The 20,643-nt window shown below is 67.1% G+C and carries 19 protein-coding genes; 8 read left to right on the forward strand and 11 right to left on the reverse strand.

What is annotated here, in order from left to right:
• Positions 1-2: 2 nt before the first annotated feature.
• A complete protein-coding gene (locus tag MRBLWH13_RS07055; protein ID WP_341958243.1) occupies positions 3-2,108 on the reverse strand; it encodes a DNA topoisomerase IV subunit B in 2,106 nt (701 codons plus the stop codon).
• Between the two features lie 181 nt (positions 2,109-2,289).
• On the opposite strand from MRBLWH13_RS07055, the gene MRBLWH13_RS07060 reads away from it, so the two are divergent.
• On the forward strand, positions 2,290-2,502 hold the full coding sequence (locus MRBLWH13_RS07060) for a hypothetical protein (protein ID WP_341957557.1): 213 nt from the start codon (positions 2,290-2,292) through the stop codon (positions 2,500-2,502).
• 70 nt (positions 2,503-2,572) lie between these two features.
• Here the strand turns inward: MRBLWH13_RS07060 and MRBLWH13_RS07065 are convergent, their stop codons facing one another.
• Positions 2,573-3,613 (reverse strand): alanine racemase, encoded by a 1,041-nt coding sequence (locus MRBLWH13_RS07065; RefSeq protein WP_341957558.1) that lies wholly within the window; start codon positions 3,611-3,613, stop codon positions 2,573-2,575.
• Positions 3,610-4,317 (reverse strand): alanine racemase C-terminal domain-containing protein, encoded by a 708-nt coding sequence (locus MRBLWH13_RS07070; RefSeq protein ID WP_341957560.1) that lies wholly within the window; start codon positions 4,315-4,317, stop codon positions 3,610-3,612. Before MRBLWH13_RS07070 ends, MRBLWH13_RS07065 begins: the two co-directional genes overlap by 4 nt.
• Before the next feature lie 79 nt (positions 4,318-4,396).
• Between MRBLWH13_RS07070 and MRBLWH13_RS07075 the strand changes: the two genes are divergently transcribed.
• On the forward strand, positions 4,397-5,413 hold the full coding sequence (locus tag MRBLWH13_RS07075; RefSeq protein ID WP_341957562.1) for a sugar-transfer associated ATP-grasp domain-containing protein: 1,017 nt from the start codon (positions 4,397-4,399) through the stop codon (positions 5,411-5,413).
• Positions 5,414-5,502: 89 nt separating this feature from the next.
• Here MRBLWH13_RS07075 and MRBLWH13_RS07080 read toward each other — a convergent pair whose 3' ends face one another.
• From MRBLWH13_RS07080 to MRBLWH13_RS07090, 3 genes are all read right to left on the reverse strand, one after another.
• Positions 5,503-6,195, reverse strand: a complete 693-nt coding sequence (locus tag MRBLWH13_RS07080) for a coenzyme F420-0:L-glutamate ligase (protein ID WP_341957564.1) — start codon at positions 6,193-6,195, stop codon at positions 5,503-5,505.
• Positions 6,195-7,430 (reverse strand): RNA polymerase sigma factor, encoded by a 1,236-nt coding sequence (locus MRBLWH13_RS07085; protein WP_056307492.1) that lies wholly within the window; start codon positions 7,428-7,430, stop codon positions 6,195-6,197. Before MRBLWH13_RS07085 ends, MRBLWH13_RS07080 begins: the two co-directional genes overlap by 1 nt.
• A 179-nt stretch (positions 7,431-7,609) precedes the next feature.
• Positions 7,610-8,551: a PAC2 family protein gene (locus MRBLWH13_RS07090; RefSeq protein WP_056307490.1), complete on the reverse strand. Its 942-nt coding sequence runs from the start codon at positions 8,549-8,551 to the stop codon at positions 7,610-7,612.
• A gap of 104 nt (positions 8,552-8,655) precedes the next feature.
• Here MRBLWH13_RS07090 and MRBLWH13_RS07095 point away from each other — a divergent pair, with 104 nt between their 5' ends.
• The 3 genes from MRBLWH13_RS07095 (at position 8,656) to sucB (ending at position 13,347) form a co-directional block, all read left to right on the forward strand.
• Positions 8,656-10,128 carry a leucyl aminopeptidase gene (locus tag MRBLWH13_RS07095; RefSeq protein WP_341957567.1) on the forward strand — a complete coding sequence of 491 codons (1,473 nt, stop codon included), beginning with the start codon at positions 8,656-8,658 and terminating at the stop codon, positions 10,126-10,128.
• A gap of 2 nt (positions 10,129-10,130) precedes the next feature.
• Positions 10,131-11,504: a dihydrolipoyl dehydrogenase gene (gene lpdA, locus MRBLWH13_RS07100; protein WP_341957569.1), complete on the forward strand. Its 1,374-nt coding sequence runs from the start codon at positions 10,131-10,133 to the stop codon at positions 11,502-11,504.
• Between the two features lie 67 nt (positions 11,505-11,571).
• On the forward strand, positions 11,572-13,347 hold the full coding sequence (gene sucB, locus MRBLWH13_RS07105; RefSeq protein ID WP_341957571.1) for a 2-oxoglutarate dehydrogenase, E2 component, dihydrolipoamide succinyltransferase: 1,776 nt from the start codon (positions 11,572-11,574) through the stop codon (positions 13,345-13,347).
• Positions 13,348-13,355: 8 nt separating this feature from the next.
• Here the strand turns inward: sucB and MRBLWH13_RS07110 are convergent, their stop codons facing one another.
• The gene (locus MRBLWH13_RS07110) at positions 13,356-14,837 is read right to left on the reverse strand and encodes a hypothetical protein (protein WP_341957573.1); all 1,482 of its coding nucleotides are present in this window, start codon (positions 14,835-14,837) and stop codon (positions 13,356-13,358) included.
• A 160-nt stretch (positions 14,838-14,997) separates the two neighbouring features.
• Here MRBLWH13_RS07110 and MRBLWH13_RS07115 point away from each other — a divergent pair, with 160 nt between their 5' ends.
• Entirely contained in the window at positions 14,998-15,708 is a 711-nt protein-coding gene (locus tag MRBLWH13_RS07115) for a DUF4191 family protein (RefSeq protein ID WP_341957575.1), read from the forward strand.
• Between the two features lie 62 nt (positions 15,709-15,770).
• Here the strand turns inward: MRBLWH13_RS07115 and MRBLWH13_RS07120 are convergent, their stop codons facing one another.
• Complete coding sequence (locus tag MRBLWH13_RS07120; RefSeq protein ID WP_341957577.1) at positions 15,771-16,958, reverse strand: RimK family alpha-L-glutamate ligase; 1,188 nt, start codon at positions 16,956-16,958, stop codon at positions 15,771-15,773.
• A 26-nt stretch (positions 16,959-16,984) separates the two neighbouring features.
• On the opposite strand from MRBLWH13_RS07120, the gene MRBLWH13_RS07125 reads away from it, so the two are divergent.
• Entirely contained in the window at positions 16,985-17,464 is a 480-nt protein-coding gene (locus tag MRBLWH13_RS07125; RefSeq protein WP_341957579.1) for a RimK/LysX family protein, read from the forward strand.
• 6 nt (positions 17,465-17,470) lie between these two features.
• Here MRBLWH13_RS07125 and MRBLWH13_RS07130 read toward each other — a convergent pair whose 3' ends face one another.
• Positions 17,471-17,857, reverse strand: a complete 387-nt coding sequence (locus MRBLWH13_RS07130; protein WP_341958245.1) for an RDD family protein — start codon at positions 17,855-17,857, stop codon at positions 17,471-17,473.
• 160 nt (positions 17,858-18,017) lie between these two features.
• Between MRBLWH13_RS07130 and glnA the strand changes: the two genes are divergently transcribed.
• Positions 18,018-19,442: a type I glutamate--ammonia ligase gene (gene glnA / locus MRBLWH13_RS07135; protein ID WP_341957581.1), complete on the forward strand. Its 1,425-nt coding sequence runs from the start codon at positions 18,018-18,020 to the stop codon at positions 19,440-19,442.
• Positions 19,443-19,510: 68 nt separating this feature from the next.
• Here the strand turns inward: glnA and MRBLWH13_RS07140 are convergent, their stop codons facing one another.
• Together MRBLWH13_RS07140 and MRBLWH13_RS07145 are read right to left on the reverse strand one after the other, a co-directional pair.
• Positions 19,511-19,753, reverse strand: a complete 243-nt coding sequence (locus MRBLWH13_RS07140) for a hypothetical protein (protein ID WP_341957583.1) — start codon at positions 19,751-19,753, stop codon at positions 19,511-19,513.
• A gap of 347 nt (positions 19,754-20,100) precedes the next feature.
• Complete coding sequence (locus MRBLWH13_RS07145; RefSeq protein ID WP_341957585.1) at positions 20,101-20,601, reverse strand: GNAT family N-acetyltransferase; 501 nt, start codon at positions 20,599-20,601, stop codon at positions 20,101-20,103.
• Positions 20,602-20,643: the final 42 nt, after the last annotated feature.

Genomic DNA, 20,643 nt, shown 5'->3' on the forward strand with positions numbered 1-20,643 from the left:
GCTCAGGCGTCGATCGACTCCCGCGACAGACGGTCGGAGGAGTCGATGATGAACTCGCGGCGTGGAGCGACCTCGTTGCCCATCAGCAGCTCGAAGACGCGACCCGCCGCCTCGGCGTCCTCCATGCGCACCCGGCGCAGAAGCCGTCCGCCTCGATCCATCGTGGTGTTCGCGAGCTGCTCGGCGTCCATCTCGCCCAGACCCTTGTAGCGCTGGATCGGCTCGTGCCAGCGCTTGCCGGCCTTGCGGAGCTTGGCCAGGAGCGTGTGCATCTCCTGCTCGCTGTAGGTGTAGATCGTCTCGTTCGGCTTGGAGCCGGGGTTCATCACGATCACCCTGTGCAGCGGCGGCACCGCGGCGAACACGCGTCCGTGCTCGATGAGCGGACGCATGTACCGGTAGAAGAGCGTGAGGAGCAACGTGCGGATGTGCGCGCCGTCGACATCGGCGTCGCTCATCAGGATCACCTTGCCGTAGCGCGCGGCGTCGATGTCGAAGCTCCGACCGGACCCCGCACCGATGACCTGGATGATCGAGGCGCACTCCGTGTTCGACAGCATGTCGCCGACGGACGCCTTCTGCACGTTCAGGATCTTGCCGCGAATGGGCAGCAGCGCCTGGAACTCGCTGTTGCGCGCGTTCTTGGCCGTACCGAGAGCGGAGTCGCCCTCGACGATGAACAGCTCGCTGCGCTCGACCTCGTTGGTGCGGCAGTCGACCAGCTTGGTCGGCAGGGTCGACGACTCCAGGGCGTTCTTGCGACGCTGGGTCTCCTTGTGCGCGCGAGCCGAGACGCGGGCCTTCATCTCGGCGACGATCTTGTCGAGCAGCTGCGTCGCCTGGCTCTTGTCGTCACGCTTCGTCGAGCTGAACCGCGCCGCGAGATCCTTGCGGATCACCTGGGCCACGATCTGGCGCACGGCCGGTGTGCCGAGGATCTCCTTCGTCTGCCCCTCGAACTGAGGCTCCGGCACGTTCACCGTGAGCACCGCGGTGAGCCCCGCGAGGACATCGTCCTTCTCGAGCTTGTCGTTGCTGCCGACCTTCAGACGGCGTGCGTTCTGATCGACCTGCGACCGCAGCACCTTGAGCAGCTCCTGCTCGAACCCCTGCTGGTGCGTGCCGCCCTTGGGTGTGGCGATGATGTTGACGAACGACCGCGTGGTCGTGTCGTAGCCCGTTCCCCAGCGCATCGCGATATCGACGGCGCAGACGCGCTCGACCTCTGTCGCGATCATGTGACCGTCGGCCTGCAGAACCGGAACGGTCTCCTTGAAGGTGCCTTCACCCTGGATGCGCCATGTGTCGGTGACGGGAGCGTCGTTCGCGAGGTACTCGACGAACTCCGAGATGCCGCCGTCGTACCGGTAGGAGGTCTCAATCGCCTGGCCCTCGACCTCGGCTCCGTTCGCCGCGCGCTCATCGCGGATGACGAGCTCGAGGCCGGGGACGAGGAATGCCGTCTGACGCGCGCGGGTCACCAGCTCGTTGAGCTGGAACGCGGCATCCTTCGTGAAGATCTGGTGATCCGCCCAGTAGCGGATGCGCGTTCCGCTGGTGCCGCGCGGCGCCTTGCCGACGACCCGCAGCTCGCTCTTGTCCTGGAACGGCGTGAACTTCGCGTCCGGTCGCTTCTCGCCGGAGTCGGCGAAGAGCCCAGGCTCGCCGCGATGGAAGGACATCGCATACGTCTTGCCGCCGCGGTCGACCTCGACGTCGAGGCGCTCGGACAGCGCGTTGACCACAGAAGCACCGACTCCGTGCAGACCACCGGATGCGGCGTACGACCCACCGCCGAACTTGCCGCCGGCATGCAGCTTCGTGAACACGACCTCGACGCCGGTGAGACCGGTGCGGGGCTCGACGTCGACGGGGATTCCGCGGCCGCGGTCATGGACCTCGACGCTGCCGTCATCGTGCAGGATGATGTCGATCTTCGAGCCGTTGCCCGCGACGGCCTCGTCGACGGCGTTGTCGATGATCTCCCAGAGGCAGTGCATAAGGCCCGGGGATCCGTTCGAACCGATGTACATACCGGGACGCTTGCGGACGGCCTCGAGCCCTTCGAGCACCTGGAGATGATGGGCGGAATACTCGGCGGTCACAATCTCCGAGTCTATTCGCGATGCCTCCCCCCGGCCCGCAGACACTCCCCGTGGGCGACCACTGCGAGCGCTGCGCGTACGCGCTGAGCGAAACACGCCGCAAACCGGGCATTACTGCAGCCACAGCGTGGTTACATTGAGCACGCCCAACCAGCGAACCCGACACTCTCAAGGAGGCACCGAGATGAACGCAACGACTGAACGTGAGACCTCCGCCGTCGAGTTCCGCCTGACCGCCATGGATCGCTGTGATTCGTGTGGCGCTCAGGCCTACATCGCGGCCGAGGTCAACGGCTCCGAGCTGCTCTTCTGCGCCCACCACGGACGCAAGTACGAAGAGAAGCTGCGCAGCGTCGCCACGAGCTGGCACGATGAGACCGCTCGTCTGATCGACTGAGCCATTCGGTCTGATCCGCCTCGGAGCCCGTCATGTGACGGGCTCCGCTTTCGTGTAGTCGCCCTCGTCGTCACTCGATGACGACGCGCCGCACGCGGGGTGTCAGTCGGGTGAGGATCTCCTCCCCGACCGTGTCGATGCTCTCGGCGAGCGTGGTCGCGCTGCATTCCCCGTGCTCCCCCGCCCCGAACACCCGAACGGCGTCGCCCACCTGCATGCCCGGCCACGCGGCGACCACGGACGTCGTCATGTCGATGCGGACCAGTTCGCGCGGTCCGTCCGGTGTGCCGACAGTCGCTCCCACGAGCGTGGACGGGATCCCGTCGAAAGAGCCGATCGCGATCACCGCATCGTGATCGCGGACCTCGACGACCGGGGCCACGAGCTCGGCCACGGGCAGGATCCCCTCGAGGTGCGGGCCGTCGGCCGAGCGGACCCCGTAGCAGAACGCACCGATGCGGGAGACGGAACCGCGCAGCTCCGGGCGCCACCAGGAAGCAGCGGATGCGGTCAGGTGCAGCGCCTCGGGGGTGCCCCCGGATTCCTCGACCACGCGGACGGCCTCGAGGAATGCCGCCTGGGCCTCGTCGTCCTCGGCGTCGCTGGCCTCGGCGAGATGACTCCAGACTCCGACGAGCTCGAGCTGCCCCGCGGCCTCACCTGCTCTGACGTCCGCGATCGTCTGCGCCCACTCCTGCGGAAGCAGTCCGTTGCGATGCAGCCCCGTGTCGATCTTGAGATGGATCCGGGCGCGAAGTCCGAGATCATGTGCCCGCGCGATGATCCGCTCGAGATACTCGGCGCTGCCGACACCGAGGTCGATGCCCTGCCGCAGCGCCTCGTCGATCTCGGGATCGGTCGATGTGACCCAGGCGAGCACGCGCCCGCTCTCGCCCAGTACGCGCCGTGCCTCGACACCGCTGTCGACGTCATAAGAGCCGAACCATTCGACGCCGGCGCTCTGGGCTGCCTCCACCGCCCAGCGGAGCCCGTGTCCGTACGCGTCGTCTTTGAGGACCACCATCAGCGCCGACGGAGCGATGCGCTCGCGCACGGCGGCGATGTTCGACACGAACCGATCGGTGCGGATGCGGAGTTCCGGGCGGCTCATGCCTCCCACCCCCGCTCCGCGTGCGACCCGGCCACGGCGATGAGCTCGGCGATGGTGAGTCCGGTCACAGCGCTCCAGCGCGCGAGCCCCGGGCCGGCAGGTCCCGTCCCGCCGAAGTAGGTGGCGTCGACACCCGGCTGGGGATCGGTCGCATCCTGCAGATCGACCACACAGACATCCATCGCGACGCGCCCGACGATCGGCCGTTGCACACCGTCGATCTCGACGTGGGCCGCATTGCCAAGTGCCCGAACGATCCCCTGCGCGTATCCGCCGGTGATGAGTGCCGCTGTGGTGTCGCGAGTTGCCCGATGCGTGTAGCCGTACGAGACCGCGTCTCCGGCCTTCAGCGGCTTCGTCGACAGAATCCGTCCGACGAGGCGCATCACGGGGATCGTCTGCAGCGTCCCCTCGGCATCCGGCAGTCCGTAGAGCAGGAAAGGGTCGATGTCGGCCACGCCCTCGGTGACAGCCTCGATGCCCTCGAGTCGCAGCATCTCGGCCTCTTCCGCGTAGTCCACGAGCACGGCCGCGGCGCCGGCACCCGTCACGGCGTGCGCGATCGCGAGCACTCCATGGCCCCAGGCATCCTTGCGGAGATCCGCGATCCGGCCTCCCGCGTCGACGGCTGCGGACGCGGACGCGGCCAGAGCCGACCGCGAGATCATCGCCCGCGGACGGGAGCTGGAAGTCTTCTCACACACGGTTCCAGCCTAGCTCCGCCTTCTCAGGATGCCCTGCGTGCCCCCCGTAGACTGGATGGGACCCCGACCTTGGAGATCCATGTCACGCTTTTCCCTCGTGCCCCGCGTCCGCTATCTGCTGACGCGCGCCCGCCGCATCGACGTCGCCTCGGTGATCGAGAGGGCCAAGGAGTCATCCGCCCAGCACGGCAAGGCCGTGCCCCTCGTGGTGGTCGACATGCTGTGGTCGGCGGGTCGACACAACGTCGGATTCCAGGACTACATCGACTACGACTTCGCGATCCTCACCAAGGCCGAGCGCGACACCTTCATGACGCACCCGGTCTCCAACGAAATCTCGCAGAAGTACGACCACCCCGATTACCGGCACCTCTTCCACGACAAGGCCGAGTTCAACGCCGTCTTCGACGCGTTCCTCAAACGCGAGTGGATGCTCATCACCGAGGGCAATGCCGAGGAGCTGCGCGCCTTCACGGAGCGCCAGGGCACGATCGTCGTCAAGGAGACGCACGGTCAGGCCGGCACCGGCGTGCACCGCTACCACGCGGCCGACGTGACCGACTGGGACGCCTTCCATGCGGAACTGCTGTCGAAGAAGCAGGTGCTGGTCGAAGAGGTCATCCGTCAGCACGCCGACCTCGCCGCCGTCTGCCCCGGCACGGTGAACACCACCCGCATCACCGCGTTCTTCGACGGCGAGAAGACGCACATCCTCGCGATGGCGCAGAAGTTCGGCCGCGGAGCCGTCAGCGACCAGATGAGCTTCGGCGGTTTCTACACCATGCTCGACGAGGACGGACATTCGGTGGGCTCGGGCTACGACTCGCACGGGCACGTCCACGTCACGCACCCCGACTCGGGCTTCCCGATCGCCGATTTCCAGCTGCCGATGATGGATGAGGTGCGCGAGTTCGTCGACCGGGTCGCCCGCGTCGTGCCTCAGGTCCAGTACGTCGGCTGGGACGTCGTGGTCACCGCCGAGGGACCTGTCCTGGTCGAGGGCAACTGGGGAGCCGGCGTGTACGAGAACAAGCCGAGCGTCACGGGCATCCGCACGGGCCACAAGCCTCGCTACCAGGCCGCCATCGGGTTCTGACCCGACCGGGTGCTGACCCGACTCGGGCACGAAGAAGGCCCGGATGCTGAGCATCCGGGCCTTCTTGCTGTCAGCGCGACTCGCGAGGATCAGGCCTCGCGCACGATTCCCATCGGCGTCGACTGCGTCGCCTGGCCGAGGGGGTTGTCACCGAGGATCTGAACGAGCCGGCGCTCACCGGCCTTGTCGAGAGTCGATCCCAGGATGTTGCCGCCGATGTCGTTGATGTCGACGACCGCCACATCAACCTGTCCGCCGACCAGCTTCTGGATGCGGAGAGCGACCTCGCGCGGGTTCTTCGGTCCGAGCACGACCGCCTGGTTGTAGGGCGGGATCGTGTTCTTCGTGGGGCCGTCGATCGCGCGGGCCTTGTCGCCCGCGATGCGATAGAAGTCACCGCGACGGCCGAAGGCCTTCGTGATCACCGAGACGCCCGCTGCGAAGAGGATGCGCAGGGTGCCGCACTCGCGCAGCGCCATCTCCATCGTCTCCGGCATGCCGAGGCCGATGCCGTAGGAGGTGCGTACGACATACCGCGAGAGGAAGCGCGCGAGCGGACGTGGAGTGATCTCGTCGAGACGGTACGAGCGTCCCTGCGTGATCGCCACGATCTTCTCGGTCACGAACAGCAGGTCTCCCGGCTGCACGGCATCCTTCGCGTACTCCGTGATGACGGAGTCGAGGTCGTCGTCAGGCATGACGACCCGGGTTCGCAGCGGAATACGTGCGTAGCTCTTGCCGTCGACGCTCGTCTCGAGCGCCTTGCCCTCGTTCGCCTGCATCACTCGAGGTAGTCCCGCAGCGACTGCGAGCGGCTCGGGTGGCGCAGCTTCGCCATCGTCTTCGACTCGATCTGACGGATGCGCTCACGCGTCACGCCGAACGTGTCACCGATCTGGTCGAGCGTCTTGGGCTGGCCGTCGCCGAGCCCGAAGCGCATCCGGATGACGCCGGCTTCACGCTCGGAGAGCGAGTCGAGCAGCTGCTCGAGCTGACGCTGCAGCATCGTGAACCCGACCGCGTCCGCGGGGACGACGGCCTCGGTGTCCTCGATGAGGTCACCGAACTCGCTGTCGCCGTCCTCACCGAGAGGCGTGTGCAGCGAGATGGGCTCGCGGCCGTACTTCTGGACCTCGACGACCTTCTCAGGGGTCATGTCCAGCTCGCGGCTGAGCTCTTCCGGCGTGGGCTCGCGGCCCAGGTCCTGCAGCATCTGGCGCTGCACGCGGGCCAGCTTGTTGATGACCTCGACCATGTGCACCGGGATGCGGATGGTGCGGGCCTGGTCGGCCATGGCACGGGTGATCGCCTGACGGATCCACCAGGTGGCGTACGTCGAGAACTTGAAGCCCTTGGTGTAGTCGAACTTCTCGACCGCGCGGATGAGACCGAGGTTGCCCTCCTGGATCAGATCCAGGAACTGCATGCCGCGGCCGGTGTAGCGCTTGGCGAGCGAGACGACGAGTCGCAGGTTGGCGCCGAGCAGGTGGCTCTTGGCGCGCTGACCGTCGCGGGCGACCCACTGCAGGTCGAGTCCGAGCTGACCGGCCTTCTCCGCGGCGGTCATCGTCGAGAGCTTCTCTTCGGCGAACAGACCGGCCTCGATGCGCATCGCGAGCTCGACCTCTTCGGCCGCGTTCAGCAGTGCGACCTTTCCGATCTGCTTCAGGTAGTCCTTGACCGGGTCGGCCGTCGCACCGGTGATCTGCGTGGAATAGACCGGCACGTCCTCGTCGTCGTTCGACGAGATGACGATGGCGCCGGTCGGCAGAGGTTCCGTGAACTTGGGCTTCGAGTCCTCGTCGTCCTCGTCCGGTTCTGCGGGCGGAGGAGTCTCGTCGTCTTCGACGATGTCATCGGCCTTCTTCTTCTTGGCGGGCGCGCGCTTGGCAGCGGCCCGCTGCGCTGCGGTCTTGGGAACCGGCTTCTCAGCGGCCTCCTCGACCGGGGCGTCGACCTCGGGAGCGTCGGCGGTCTTCTTCGTCGTCCGGGTCTTCTTCGTCGTGGCAGGAGTCACGTTTCGCCTTTCACGGGGCCGCTCGCAGGCCCCGGAGCATTTCGGACACTAGTAAGACCCTTGTCAAGTCAGATCTCCGGAAAGATCGATTGACAACGGGTCAGAGTCCTAGTATCGCACACGTGTGGGCATGCAGGTGCATTCGGCTGAAGTTCACGAGCCGGATGGCAACCCCGGGCTCACCCTCGGCCGGGCTTGTCCTCGTCGCCGCTGGGACGTGAGGCGAGGTAGCGCTCGAGCTCGGCGGCCAGTTCGTCGGCGCTAGGAAGATCGCGCTCGTTGAATCCGCCCTCGTCGTACGAGCCGTCCTCGGGGTCGCGGCCGGCCATGTAGGCGTCGTAGCGGCGCTCGAGACCCTGCACCATCTGCTGCAGCTCGTCATTGCCGAGCACCTGCTCGTCGACCCGGGTCAGGTAGTCCTGACGGCGCTCCTGCACCTCGTCGAGCAGGATCACGAGGCCGGTGGCGGCCATGAGCTTCTCGGCGGCCGCGATCACGGCTTCCGGATTCTCGGTCTCTGCGAGGTAGTGCGGCACGAGCAGGACGAAGCCGACGACGCGGGCGCCATGCTCGGCGAACCGGAACTCGAGCAGATGCCCTGCGGTCGCCGGCACCTGCGTACGCGGACGCCACACGGAGTGCGCGACCGTGAGCTCGCGGCGGTTGCCGCTGACCGTTGTGCCGATCGGACGGGTGTGGGGCACGGGCATCGCGATGGAGTGGACCCAGTTGAGGCCGGAGACCTCGAACTCGTCGGCGAGGTCGAGCACCGTGCGCGCGAACTCGTTCCAGGCGAAGTCGGGCTCGTAGCCCGCGAGGAGCAGGAACTTCTGGCCGAGGGCGTCGGTCGCGAGTGAGAGCTCGAGTCGCGCAGGGCGGAACTCCGTGAGGTGATCCTGATCGAACGAGATCACGGGGCGACGCGCGCGGTAGTCGAGGAGCACGTCGTTGTCGAAGACCGCGATCGGCTCGGGCGAGGTCGTCTCGCGGAGGTGCTCGATGAGCCCTGAGACAGCGTTGCCCGCGTCGGTGAAACCCGTCAGGAGCAGGACAAGGGGCAGCCCGCGCGGCACCGCCGGCGCGTTCGCTACACGTTCATGGATCTCTCCGGAGAAGGGCATGAGTCCATGCTACGAGCAGGTTCCGACGGGCGGGCGGTGGCCGTCATGCTGAGAGCGAACACTCGCTCCGCGTCTCCCCCTGCAGGCTTCCCTAGGATGGAGGCATGACGCTTCCCGCGCTCTCGCGCACCTCAGATCAGTTCCCCGGAAGCGCTGCAGACGCCGCAGTGCTCGTCATCCCCGACATCTCCGACTCCACAGAGTCGTTGTCGGACCACCCGGGACTCGCCGCCTCTCTGAAGGGCATCGGCTTCACGGGCTCGCCGTCGGCGTTCACCCGCGTGTACGCCCCGGAGGTCACGGAGCTGCCGTTCGCCGTCGTCGGGGTCGGACGCACACCCGATGCCGCAGCCGTGCGCAACGCGGTCGGCGCGGCTCTTCGCTCCCTCACCGGTTTCGAGAACGTGTCACTCGGACTCGCCCCCGGACTCGAGGAGTTCGCCTCCGCTGCTGCGGAGGGCGCCGTCCTCGGCGGGTACCGTTTCGAGAGCTACAAGAGAGACGCCGGGAAGAGCCGCGCCACATCGGTCGTGCTGCATGCGGATCTCGACGACCATGAGCTCGCTCGGGCCGTCGCAGTCGGCGAGGCTGTCGCTCTCGTGAAGGATCTCGTCTTCGTGCCTGCCGAGTGGCAGAGCCCCACTCAGCTCGCGCAGAGCGCCGCTGACAGCGTCGAGGACCTCGACGTCACCGTCGAGATCCTCGATGAGACGGCCCTCGCAGAGCAGGGCTTCGGCGGAATCCTCGGCGTCGCCCAGGGCTCCGACCGCCCTCCGCGTCTCGTGCGCCTCGACTACGCGCCCGAGAACGCCACCCGGCACATCGCCCTGGTCGGCAAGGGGATCACGTTCGACACCGGCGGGCTCTCGCTCAAGCCCGCGGCATCGATGGTGGGCATGAAGTTCGACATGGCCGGAGCCGCGACGAGCGTCGCCGCGCTGCGTGCGATCGCCACGCTCGGTCTTCCGGTGCGGGTCACGGCCTGGCTCTGCATCACCGACAACATGCCTTCCGGTCGGGCGCTGCGCCCCGGCGACGTCATCCGGATGCTCGACGGCACCACCGTCGAGGTCCCGAACACCGATGCGGAGGGTCGACTGGTCATGGCGGACGGACTTGTCGCCGCCAGCCGGGAGAACCCCGACGTGATCATCGACGTCGCGACGCTCACCGGCGCGATCGTCATGGCGTTGGGTCACCGCCACACGGGTGTCTTCGGCGCCGACGAGGCGGTCGCCGAGTTCCTGAGCGCCACGAAGCGCGCGGACGAGCTCGCCTGGCACATGCCGCTCCCCGAGCACATGGAGGACTCGCTGGACTCCCCCATCGCCGACATGCAGAACGCGAACATGAGCGACCGCATGGGCGGTGCGTCTTACGCAGGACTCTTCCTGCGCCGCTTCGTCGGACGCGTCTCCGACGAGAAGGACGCCCCTCGCATCCCCTGGGTGCACCTCGACATCGCCGGATCCGGCGAGCACAACGGTGCGCCGTACGGCTTCACCGACAAGGGCCCCACGGGCGCGATGGTCCGATCGATCATCGCGTTCGCCGACGCATCCCACACGGAGGCATGACCATGACCACGCACACCTTCGACATCGTCGTCCTGGGCGGCGGAAGCGGTGGATACGCCGCAGCACTGCGAGCGAGCGAACTCGGCAAATCCGTCGCCCTCATCGAGAAGGACAAGGTCGGCGGCACGTGCCTGCACCGGGGGTGCATCCCCACGAAGGCTCTCCTGCACGCTGCAGAGGTCGCGGAGCACGTACGCGACGCCGCGCACGTCGGCATCTCCGCCACGCTCGAGGGAATCGACCCCGCCGGCGTGCGTGCATACCGCGAGGGCATCGTCGCGAAGAAGTACAAGGGCCTCGAGGGTCTCGTCAAGGCCCGCGGCATCACGACCGTCGCCGGTACCGGCCGCCTCACCGCCGACCGCTCCGTCAGCGTGGGCGACGACCTCTACGTCGGCACGGACGTGATCCTCGCCACAGGGTCGTACAGCCGCACCCTTCCCGGCCTCGAGATCGGCGGGCGGATCCTGACGAGCGAGCAGGCACTGGCGCTGGATGTCATCCCCGAGCGCGTGCTGATCCTCGGCGGCGGTGTGATCGGCGTCGAGTTCGCAAGCGTGTGGCGCTCGTTCGGCTCCGAGGTCACGATCATCGAAGCCCTCCCGCATCTCGTCCCGAACGAGGACATCGCGATGAGCAAGGGGCTCGAGCGCGCCTTCCGTCGTCGCGGCATCCAGTACTCGCTCGGCATCCGATTCCAGACCGCCACGCAGGACGACGGATCGGTCACGGTCACGCTCGAAGACGGCAAGGAATTCTCCGGCGACTACCTCCTCGTCGCGGTCGGACGCGGTCCTGTGACGGCCGACCTGGGCTTCGAGGAGGCGGGTGTCAGCCTCGACCGCGGTTTCGTCATGGTCGATCAGGACCTCCGCACCGGCGTCCCCGGTGTGTGGGCCGTGGGCGACATCACCCCTGGACTGCAGCTCGCACATCGCGGCTTCCAGCAGGGAATCGCCGTCGCTGAGCGGATCGCCGGCCTCTCCCCCGCGAACATCCCCGATATCCAGATCCCGAAGGTCACCTACTCGAGCCCTGAGGTCGCGTCGGTCGGCGTCACCGAGGAAGCGGCCGTCGCCGAGCACGGTGCAGATGCCGTCGTCGCCTACGAGTACAACCTCGCCGGCAACGGCAAGAGCGAGATCATCGGCACGAGCGGTCTGGTCAAGGTCGTACGCCTCAAGGACGGCCCCGTCGTCGGCGTCCACCTTCTCGGCGATCGTGTGGGCGAGCTCATCACCGAAGGCCAGCTGGCCGTCGCGTGGGAAGCCCACCCCGAGGACATCGCGCCCCTGATCCACGCTCACCCCACGCAGAGCGAGGCACTCGGCGAAGCCTTCCTCGCGCTCGCCGGAAAGCCACTGCACGCCCTCTGAACACCAACCGGTGCACAGTTCACTAAGCTAGACACGCGTCATTTAACTTCTTGAAGGAGACTCAGTCATGAGCACATCCGTCGTCCTCCCCCCTCTCGGCGAGAGCGTCACAGAGGGTACGGTCACCCGCTGGCTCAAGCAGGTGGGAGACACCGTTCAGGCGGATGAGGGCCTGCTCGAGATCTCGACCGACAAGGTCGACACCGAGATCCCCTCGCCCATCACCGGTGTGATCGAGGAGATCCTCGTCGCCGAGGACGAGACCGTCGAGGTCGGCGCGCTGCTCGCGCGCATCGGCGACGGCAGCAACCCGGCTCCTGCCGACGATGCTCCTGCCGCAGCGGCTCCGGCCGCCGAACAGGCGCCCGAGCCGGCCGCACCGCAGGCCGAGGCGCCGGCAGAGCCCGCACCTGCCGCACCTGCCGCTCCCGCCGAGACCGCGCCCGCTGCCGCTCCGGCAGGCGACGCCACCGACATCGTCCTCCCCGAGCTGGGCGAGAGCGTGACCGAGGGCACCGTCACTCGCTGGCTCAAGCAGATCGGCGACACCGTCGAGGTCGATGAGGCTCTGCTGGAGATCTCCACCGACAAGGTCGACACCGAGATCCCCTCGCCCGTCGCCGGCGTGCTGCAGGAGATCGTCGCCGCCGAAGACGAGACAGTCGCCGTCGGCGCCGTGCTCGCCCGTGTCGGCTCCGGTGCTGCTCCCGCGGCTCCGGCAGAGGCTCCCGCTCCGGCCGCCGAGGCCCCAGCGCCCGCTGCTCCGGCTCCCGCCGCTGCTCCGGCTCCCGCCGCTGCTCCGGCACCCACCGCTGCCCCGGCTCCCGCTGCTGCCCCCGCACCTGCTGCCGCTCCGGCTCCCGCACCTGCTGCCGCTCCGGCACCCGCCGCTGCTCCGGCACCCGCCGAGCCGAAGCTGTCCCTCCCCACGGAGAGCGACAACCTGTACGTGACCCCGCTCGTGCGCCGCCTGGCCTCGCAGCAGGGCGTCGACCTCGCCAGCGTCACCGGCACCGGCGTGGGCGGACGCATCCGCAAGGAAGACGTCCTCAAGGCCGCCGAGAGTGCGACGTCTGCACCCGCTGCAGCCGCCGCTCCTGCCGCACCGGCTCCGCTCGAGGTCTCGCCGCTGCGTGGTACCACGCAGCCGATGTCGCGTCTGCGCAAGGTCCTCGCCAAGCGCGCCGTCGAGTCGATGCAGCAGACCGCTCAGCTCACCACCGTGGTCGAGGTCGATGTCACCGCACTCGCCGAGTACCGCGACAGCGTCAAGGGCTCGTTCCTCGAGAAGACCGGTGACAAGCTGTCGTTCCTGCCGTTCTTCGCACTGGCTGCCGCTGAGGCTCTGCGTGCCTTCCCGATCGTGAACGCCACGGTCGACGGGGAGAACATCGTCTACCCGGAGTCCGAGAACGTGTCGATCGCCGTAGACACCGAGCGCGGTCTGCTCACGCCGGTTCTGCGAGACGCAGCATCGAAGAACATCGCGGAGATCGCCCACGAGATCGCTGATCTCGCCGCACGCACGCGTGACAACAAGCTGAAGCCCGACGAGCTCGCCGGCGGAACGTTCACGCTGACCAACACCGGTTCGCGTGGCGCACTGTTCGACACCCCCGTCGTGTTCCTTCCGCAGTCCGCGATCCTCGGCACCGGAACGGTCGTCAAGCGCCCCGGTCTGGTCAAGGTCGGCGGCGCGGACGCGATCGCTGTCCGCTCGTACGTGTACCTCGCACTGTCGTATGACCACCGCATCATCGACGGTGCCGACGCCGCCCGCTTCCTGGGCGCCGTCAAGGCCCGCCTCGAGTCGGCGCAGTTCGCCGCTCAGCTCGGAGCCTGACCACAGCTTCACCCTGGCTGGTCCGCGACGTCGTAGGCGTCGCGGACCAGCCATTTCTCATTGACCCGCACGACCACGACCATCTGCTCGATCCGCTCCGGCGGCGCCCCCTCGGCAGCCCCGGAGACCGACGAGACCCGGATCACTGCAACGTCGCCGTACTCGTCGATCCCGGCCAGCTCCGGCGCCTTCTCCCCCGATGCCACCCCCGCGAGCGCCTCTACGATCCCGGACGATCCGGCAGCCACCGCATCGGAGCACGCCAGGTCACCCGTCTCGGCGCAGTGGCCTACAGCGAGAAGGAGCGCTCGCGCCGCGACCACCGGGTCGTCGGAACCGGTCGACTGACCTGTCGGCTCTACGGCCGGGATCGGAGATGCCTGCCCCGTCGGCGTGGCAGTCGGCGGACCTGCAGCACTCCCACTCACCGCAGGCGACGGTCGGCCCGCCTCCGCCGCGGGCTCCCCGGTCGCACCACCCGGCCAGAGCAGACCTCCCCCGAGCACGACCGCCGCCGCAGCACCCGCCACGACCAGCCTGCGTCCATGGCGCCGAGGCATCGGCTCGACATCACCGGCGACGACGTCTGAAAGTCTCTTCTCGTGCCTGGGTGGCCTGTCTCTGCCGGCCTTGATACCCTTCCGGCTCCATCGTTCCTCGAAAGCAGTCCTGCCATCCTCCAGCCGATGCCTCGCGGACTCGATCGCTCGATCGATCGCACCCCGGAGTCCCCGACCCGTCGAGTCAACCGATCCCCCTTCCCGCGCCGCACGTCTCGTTCCGGGCACCAGCACGACGCGGCGGGCGACGTCGAGGTCTCGTGCCTTCTCCGACGCATGCACGTCGAGCCTGAGCGGCCGCGACGCCGCGATCGCGAACAGCTCCGACTCCCACCGCTCGAGCTGCCGAACCGGCATCCCCGGACGCTCACGGCTCCTCTGCAGCCCGTCTCTGATCTCCCCGAGCAAGCGGCCCAGCGAACGATCGCCGCAGTCCCGCTGCATCCGCTCGACCAGACGCCGGGTGGCCGACCGCGCATCGTCGCCCGCGCCGATCACGAACATCGGGCGCCCGTCGTCCGTCAACCACCAGTCCCCGGTGACGGCGGGGCCCTCTGCGCGAGCGAGTTCGCCCAGACCCCTCAGAAGACTCGCCACCATGGTGGTCAGCTCACCCGCGGCGAACGCGACGTCGGCGGCTGATCGGCGTCCGAGAAAGGCAACGATCCGCTCGGTGCACCAGGGAAGCAGGGCGTCGTGGCCGTCCTGGCGCCGCACGATGTCGACCGGACCCGCGACGTGCTCGTCGCCCGCGTGCTCCCAGCCCGCCCATCCGGCCAGCGTCTCGCAGTCGATCTGCACCACCACGGACTCTCCGCGCGTGACGAGCGCTCCGGCATACGGCCCCTCCTCGGCGTCGAGCTGTCTGATGACGCGGTGCGCTCCGGGCACAAGCGACGCACCGCGGAGGGGCACTTCTACGACTGTCATGTCTCCATGTCAACGCATCGCTCGGCCCCCGTGGTCTCGAACTGGGCGATGTGAACGGATCCGAGTCCTTTCCACGCTGTGCAGGAGGGGTGCCTGTGCATGAATCCGCCTGACGCGAACGACGACGTGAGCGCCGCCGGGAGTCGGTATTCTTATGGACATGGCAAACCGTTCGTCCGCGCCCGAGAAGCGTCCGGGGTTCTTCTCCCAGATCAAGTCCCTCTTCAAGTTCACGAGAGAGATCTACCCGTGGCTTCCCTGGGCGCAGATCGCACTGCTGGTGCTCGGTGTCCTGATCGGACTCATCGTCGGCTACCTCATCCCGCCGTTCCAGGTGTGGACGCTCATCCTCTGGGGCATCTCCGGCCTGATGCTCGGCATCCTCGGCGCGATGTTCCTGATGACCCGCCTGTCGACCTCGGCCATGTACCAGAAGATCGACGGCATGCCCGGCGCCACCGGCCACGTGATCAGCACGAGCCTCGGCCGCAACTGGCAGGGCTCTGAGACGCCCGTGGGCATCAACCCGAAGACGCAGGACGCGGTGTACCGCACCGTCGGTCGTGGCGGCGTCGTGGTGGTCGGGGAAGGCTCTCGCGGACGCCTGACCCGCCTGGTCAACGACGAGCGCAGCAAGGCCGCCCGCGTGGCCCACGGTGTTCCCGTGACCGTGATCTACGTCGGGCACGGCGAAGACGACGTGGCTATCGCCGACCTCGCCAAGACCATCAAGAAGCTTCCCAAGGTGATCGACAAGGCGACGATGGGCGCCGTCATCCGACGGATCGAATCGGTCTCGCAGTCGATCTCATCGCTGCCGATCCCCAAGGGCATCGACCCGACCAAGGTCAGGGCGCAGCGCCCGCGCTGATCCACCCCGCAGACGAAGACGCGCGGCCGCACCTCGGATGAGGAGCGGCCGCGCTTCTTCGTTCACTCCGAGAGCGGCTGGCGCGGAAGACGGCGCACCTTGGCGCGGCGACGGCGACGCTCGGGAACCATCGAGCGCATCTCATCGAGTTTGCCGAAGCAGAACAGGCGGTCGTCCGCTTCGAGGACGACGTGCTTACGAGGGTTCGGGATGACGGAGACCCCGCGGTGGAGGGTGAGCACCGTGATGTCACGCTCCCACAGGCCTGCCTCGCCGAGCGTCTTGCCGACGAGGTCGACCGCACCGTGCACCATGAGCTCGGCGACGCCGTATCCGGTCGAGACCGTGAGGCGCTGACGCACGTCGATCTCGGGGAAGGCGACCTGACCGGCGATGTAGTCGATGATGGCACCGGCGACATCGAGCTTGGTCGCGGTCTCGATGCCCTGCAGACCTGGAGAGGAGTTGACCTCCATGACCAGAGGGCCGTCTTCTCCCTCGAGCATGTCGACGCCGGCGACGCGCAGTCCCATGATCTGGGCGGAGCGCACAGCCGCGCGCTCATAGATCGGATCGAGCTCGACGGCTTCGACGGATCCGCCACGGTGGACGTTGGAGCGGAACTCGTCGCCTGCGGCCGACCGACGCATCGCCGCGACGACCCGATCTCCCACGACGAGCGCACGGATGTCTCGGCCGCGGCTCTCGGAGATGAACTTCTGGATGAGCACGTTCTGCTTCGTCGAGTGCAGGGTCTCGATGATCGCCTCTGCCACCTTGACCTGCGGCGCGAGGATCACGCCGATGCCCTGCGTGCCCTCGAGCAGCTTGATGACGACGGGGGCACCGCCGACGCGCTCGATCGCAGGACGCACGTCGGCTCGGTTGCGGACGAACGCCGTCGGCGGCATCGCGATGTTGTGGCGGGAGAGGATCTGGTTGGCGCGGAGCTTGTCACGCGCGCTCGAGATCCCGTTCGCGGTATTGGGCGTGTACACGTCCATCTGCTCGAACTGGCGGACCACAGCAGTGCCGAAGTAGGTGATCGAGTTGCCGATGCGCGGCAGGATCGCGTCGTAGTCGCTGAGCTGACGCCCACGGTAGTGAAGATCCGGCTCATCGGCCGTGAGATCGATCGCGAAGCGCAGCGTGTTCAGCACCTTGACGGTGTGACCACGCTGGAGCGCGGCAGCACGCAGTCGTTGGGTGGAGTACGCCTGCGGCGCACGGGAGAGCACTGCGATCTTCACGGGGGATTTCCTGCCAGGATGGTCGGGTGAGTAAGTCATCCCATTCAAACACTCTTATCGGGTGGCGAGAATGGGTGAGCCTGCCCGATCTCGGCGTCGATTGGCTGAAAGCCAAGATCGACACCGGCGCACGCACCTCTTCGTTGCACGCATTCGAGATTCAGGAGTTCGACCGCGACGGCGTGTCGTGGGTGCGCTTCCGGGTGAAGCCCTGGCAGGACAGCCAGGAGGACACCGTGTTCGTGGAATCCCCCGTGCATGATCGCCGAGCGATCCGCAGCTCGTCCGGGCACGCGCAGGAACGACTCGTGGTCGAGATGCTCATCCGACTGCACGACCGCGAGGTTCTGGCTGAGGTCACTCTGAGCAACCGAGACGAGATGGGATTCCGGATGCTTATCGGCCGCGAAGCACTGCGGCAGGGGTACACGGTGGACCCGGCACGATCGTTCCTCGGAGGACGCGCGCCACGCGAGGCCAGACGCCGCAACCGCGGCAAGGAATGACTCCGCTCAGGCGCGGATGAGCACGAGCCCCGGCGCCTTGTCGTGAAGACCGCGCTGATCGGCATCCCAGATGACAGCCGGGATGACGATCACGAGAAGCAACGTGCGCACGAGCGGACGCCACAGACCCACCCATCCGCCGTCGAGGCGCACGACCCGCATGCCGAGGATGCGGTGCCCGGGGCTTCCGCCGGCCGTCGGGATGAACAGGATCTGCAGGACCACGAAGACCGCCATGGGGGCGAACTGCGTCAGGCCCGCCTCGCTGGGAAGCGCGAACTGGTCGTATCCGAGGAACCCGGTCGCGATGATCGTCGCCGCGAGGTAATCGATCACGAGAGCGCCGATCCGGCGGCCGGGGCGGGCGATGCTGCCGGTGCCCGTCTGCGGCATTCCGAGTCGTTCTCCGGGGTACGTGTTCACAGCGTCCGTCACGTATCCAGCCTACCGGCGCGTAACATGCCGGAAACAAAGCGGATACCGTGGGGTAACGCCCCGCACGTACTGTGCACAATGGCCGTGAAGCCATCGATCCGCAATCCAGGAGTCGTACATGTTCAAAGATTCGTCCGAGGTGCTGACCTACATCAAGGAGAACGACGTCAAGTTCCTTGACATCCGATTCACTGATCTCCCTGGTGTCCAGCAGCACTTCAACATCCCCGCCTCCACCGTCGATGAGGACTTCTTCGTCAACGGTCAGCTGTTCGACGGCTCCTCGATCCGAGGCTTCGCGAGCATCCACGAATCCGACATGCAGCTCATCCCGGACGTGACCACGGCCTACGTCGACCCCTTCCGCGAGGCGAGCACCCTCGTGATGGTCTTCGACATCTACAACCCGCGCACGGGTGAGATCTACTCGAAGGACCCGCGTCAGGTCGCCAAGAAGGCAGAGAAGTACCTCGCCTCGACCGGCATCGCCGACACCGCGGTCTTCGCCCCCGAGGCCGAGTTCTACATCTTCGACGACGTCCGCTACTCGGTCACCGCCGGCGAGAGCTTCTACAAGGTCGACTCCGAAGAGGCCGCCTGGAACACCGGTCGCGAGGAAGAAGGCGGAAACCTCGCCAACAAGACCCCGTACAAGGGTGGCTACTTCCCCGTCAGCCCGGTCGACAAGACCGCTGACCTGCGTGACGACATCACTCTGAAGCTGATCGACGCCGGGTTCATCCTCGAGCGCTCGCACCACGAGGTCGGCACCGCCGGCCAGCAGGAGATCAACTACCGCTTCGACACCATGGTGCACTCGGCGGACGACATCCTGAAGTTCAAGTACATCGTCAAGAACACCGCCGAAGAGTGGGGCAAGGTCGCCACCTTCATGCCGAAGCCGCTGTACGGCGACAACGGCTCGGGCATGCACACGCACCAGTCGCTGTGGAACGACGGCAAGCCGCTCTTCTACGACGAGGCCGGCTACGGCCAGCTCAGCGACATCGCGCGCTGGTACATCGGCGGTCTGCTCGCGCACGCCCCCGCAGTGCTCGCCTTCACGAACCCGACCCTGAACAGCTACCACCGTCTGGTCAAGGGTTTCGAGGCTCCGGTCAACCTGGTCTACTCGGCCGGAAACCGCTCGGCTGCGATCCGCATCCCGATCACGGGTTCGAACCCGAAGGCCAAGCGCATCGAGTTCCGTGCGCCTGACGCATCGGGTAACCCGTACCTCGCCTTCGCCGCGCAGCTCATGGCCGGCCTCGACGGCATCAAGAACCGCATCGAGCCGCACGAGCCCGTCGACAAGGACCTCTACGAGCTTCCCCCCGAGGAGGCCAAGAACATCCCGCAGGTTCCGAACTCCCTGCTGGATTCGCTCGAAGCGCTGAAGGAAGACCACCAGTTCCTCCTCGAGGGCGGCGTCTTCACCGAGGAGCTCATCGAGACCTGGATCTCGTACAAGTACGAGAACGAGATCCTGCCGATGGCTCAGCGCCCGCACCCGTTCGAGTACGAGCTGTACTTCGGAGTCTGACCCTCAGACACGCAGAAAGAGCCCGCCAGGTCCGTCCTGGCGGGCTCTTCTCATGTCGCGGCGAGGATCTATTCGGTGCCGCCTTCGTTCTCACCGCGGATCAGACGCTGGATCTGCTCCTCCGGAAGTGGGTCGATGGATCCCGACGACATCTCGATGACCGGCGCCGATGGCGTCCCGCCGATGGTGCATTGCGATTCTGCGACTTGTCCTGCCGTAGTGGCCGGAACCAGAACAAGCCATTCCGGCTCTACGATGCGATGCTCGATTCGGGTGGCATCGATGTCGAACTGCACGTCGGGCGCGAACACGCTGATCGTCGCATCGATGCAGGTCTGAGCGAGTTCCGCATCCGTGAACAGTGGTTCCTCGGACGCCGTCGCACTCGGTGTCGGTTCCGCGGTCTCGGATGTCCGTGGCGACGACGACGGACTCGGAGCCGTGTCGGTCGCAGACGGCGACGCACACCCCGAGATCAGCACGGCCGCGGCCACACAGATCGCCGACACACCGAATCCTCTAGCGCTGGTCATACGCACATCGTATGGAAGAACATCCGCTGAGCGCTGTCAGCCATTCGGGGGACAGAGCACGCCAGGGGCGAATGGAGACCTAGCGCGACGCCGTGGTGAGCTGTTCGCCCTCGCGATGGTGGCGCTCATGCCTCGAGGTCGAGAACCCATTCGTTCATCGTCAGCTCGGATCCTCGGAACGTCTCGGTGATCGTGCCCAGGAGCTCGAACCCACCCCTGCGGCACAGCCCGTTCGACCCGGGATTCTCGACGGAAGGTAACGCCACCAGGAAGCGCCGTCCGTCTCGATGAGCGCGCGCGTCGTCGACCAACAGGGAGAGCGCACTCGAGGCTACGCCGTGCCCTTGCGCCTCCGGGACGACGAACCACCCGGTCTCCAGCGCCGGTGCGCCGCGCCATGCGGCGTGCCAGAAACCGATCGATCCGACCGCTCGATCGTGCTCGTCTTCGATGACGAACATCCTCGCCTCGCCTGCTCGCCACAGGCGCAGGTACCGCTCGTTGCGCTCGAACAGCTGCTCTTCGGTCTCCTCCCCGTTCAGGTGCGCCGTCATCTCGGGGGTGTTCGCGATGCGGAGCAGACCGAGGTCGTCGGCGGACCACCGTCTGAGCGTGAGGTTCTGCATCTCGGAACGATCCCACACACCTCTGACATCGCGCACGGGTTT

It is taken from the genome of Microbacterium sp. LWH13-1.2 (assembly GCF_038397735.1).
Classification (GTDB): Bacteria; Actinomycetota; Actinomycetes; order Actinomycetales; family Microbacteriaceae; genus Microbacterium.

Coding starts and splice junctions, on each gene's coding strand:
- lpdA (WP_341957569.1), top strand. CDS start 10,131: ATGACCACGCACACCTTCGACATCGTCGTCCTGGGCGGCGGAAGCGGT.
- glnA (WP_341957581.1), top strand. CDS start 18,018: ATGTTCAAAGATTCGTCCGAGGTGCTGACCTACATCAAGGAGAACGAC.
- MRBLWH13_RS07065 (WP_341957558.1), bottom strand. CDS start 3,613: ATGAGCCGCCCGGAACTCCGCATCCGCACCGATCGGTTCGTGTCGAAC.
- MRBLWH13_RS07095 (WP_341957567.1), top strand. CDS start 8,656: ATGACGCTTCCCGCGCTCTCGCGCACCTCAGATCAGTTCCCCGGAAGC.
- MRBLWH13_RS07075 (WP_341957562.1), top strand. CDS start 4,397: ATGTCACGCTTTTCCCTCGTGCCCCGCGTCCGCTATCTGCTGACGCGC.
- MRBLWH13_RS07110 (WP_341957573.1), bottom strand. CDS start 14,837: ATGACAGTCGTAGAAGTGCCCCTCCGCGGTGCGTCGCTTGTGCCCGGA.
- MRBLWH13_RS07060 (WP_341957557.1), top strand. CDS start 2,290: ATGAACGCAACGACTGAACGTGAGACCTCCGCCGTCGAGTTCCGCCTG.
- MRBLWH13_RS07090 (WP_056307490.1), bottom strand. CDS start 8,551: ATGCCCTTCTCCGGAGAGATCCATGAACGTGTAGCGAACGCGCCGGCG.
- MRBLWH13_RS07130 (WP_341958245.1), bottom strand. CDS start 17,857: ATGCCGCAGACGGGCACCGGCAGCATCGCCCGCCCCGGCCGCCGGATC.
- MRBLWH13_RS07080 (WP_341957564.1), bottom strand. CDS start 6,195: ATGCAGGCGAACGAGGGCAAGGCGCTCGAGACGAGCGTCGACGGCAAG.
- sucB (WP_341957571.1), top strand. CDS start 11,572: ATGAGCACATCCGTCGTCCTCCCCCCTCTCGGCGAGAGCGTCACAGAG.
- MRBLWH13_RS07145 (WP_341957585.1), bottom strand. CDS start 20,601: ATGCAGAACCTCACGCTCAGACGGTGGTCCGCCGACGACCTCGGTCTG.
- MRBLWH13_RS07115 (WP_341957575.1), top strand. CDS start 14,998: ATGGCAAACCGTTCGTCCGCGCCCGAGAAGCGTCCGGGGTTCTTCTCC.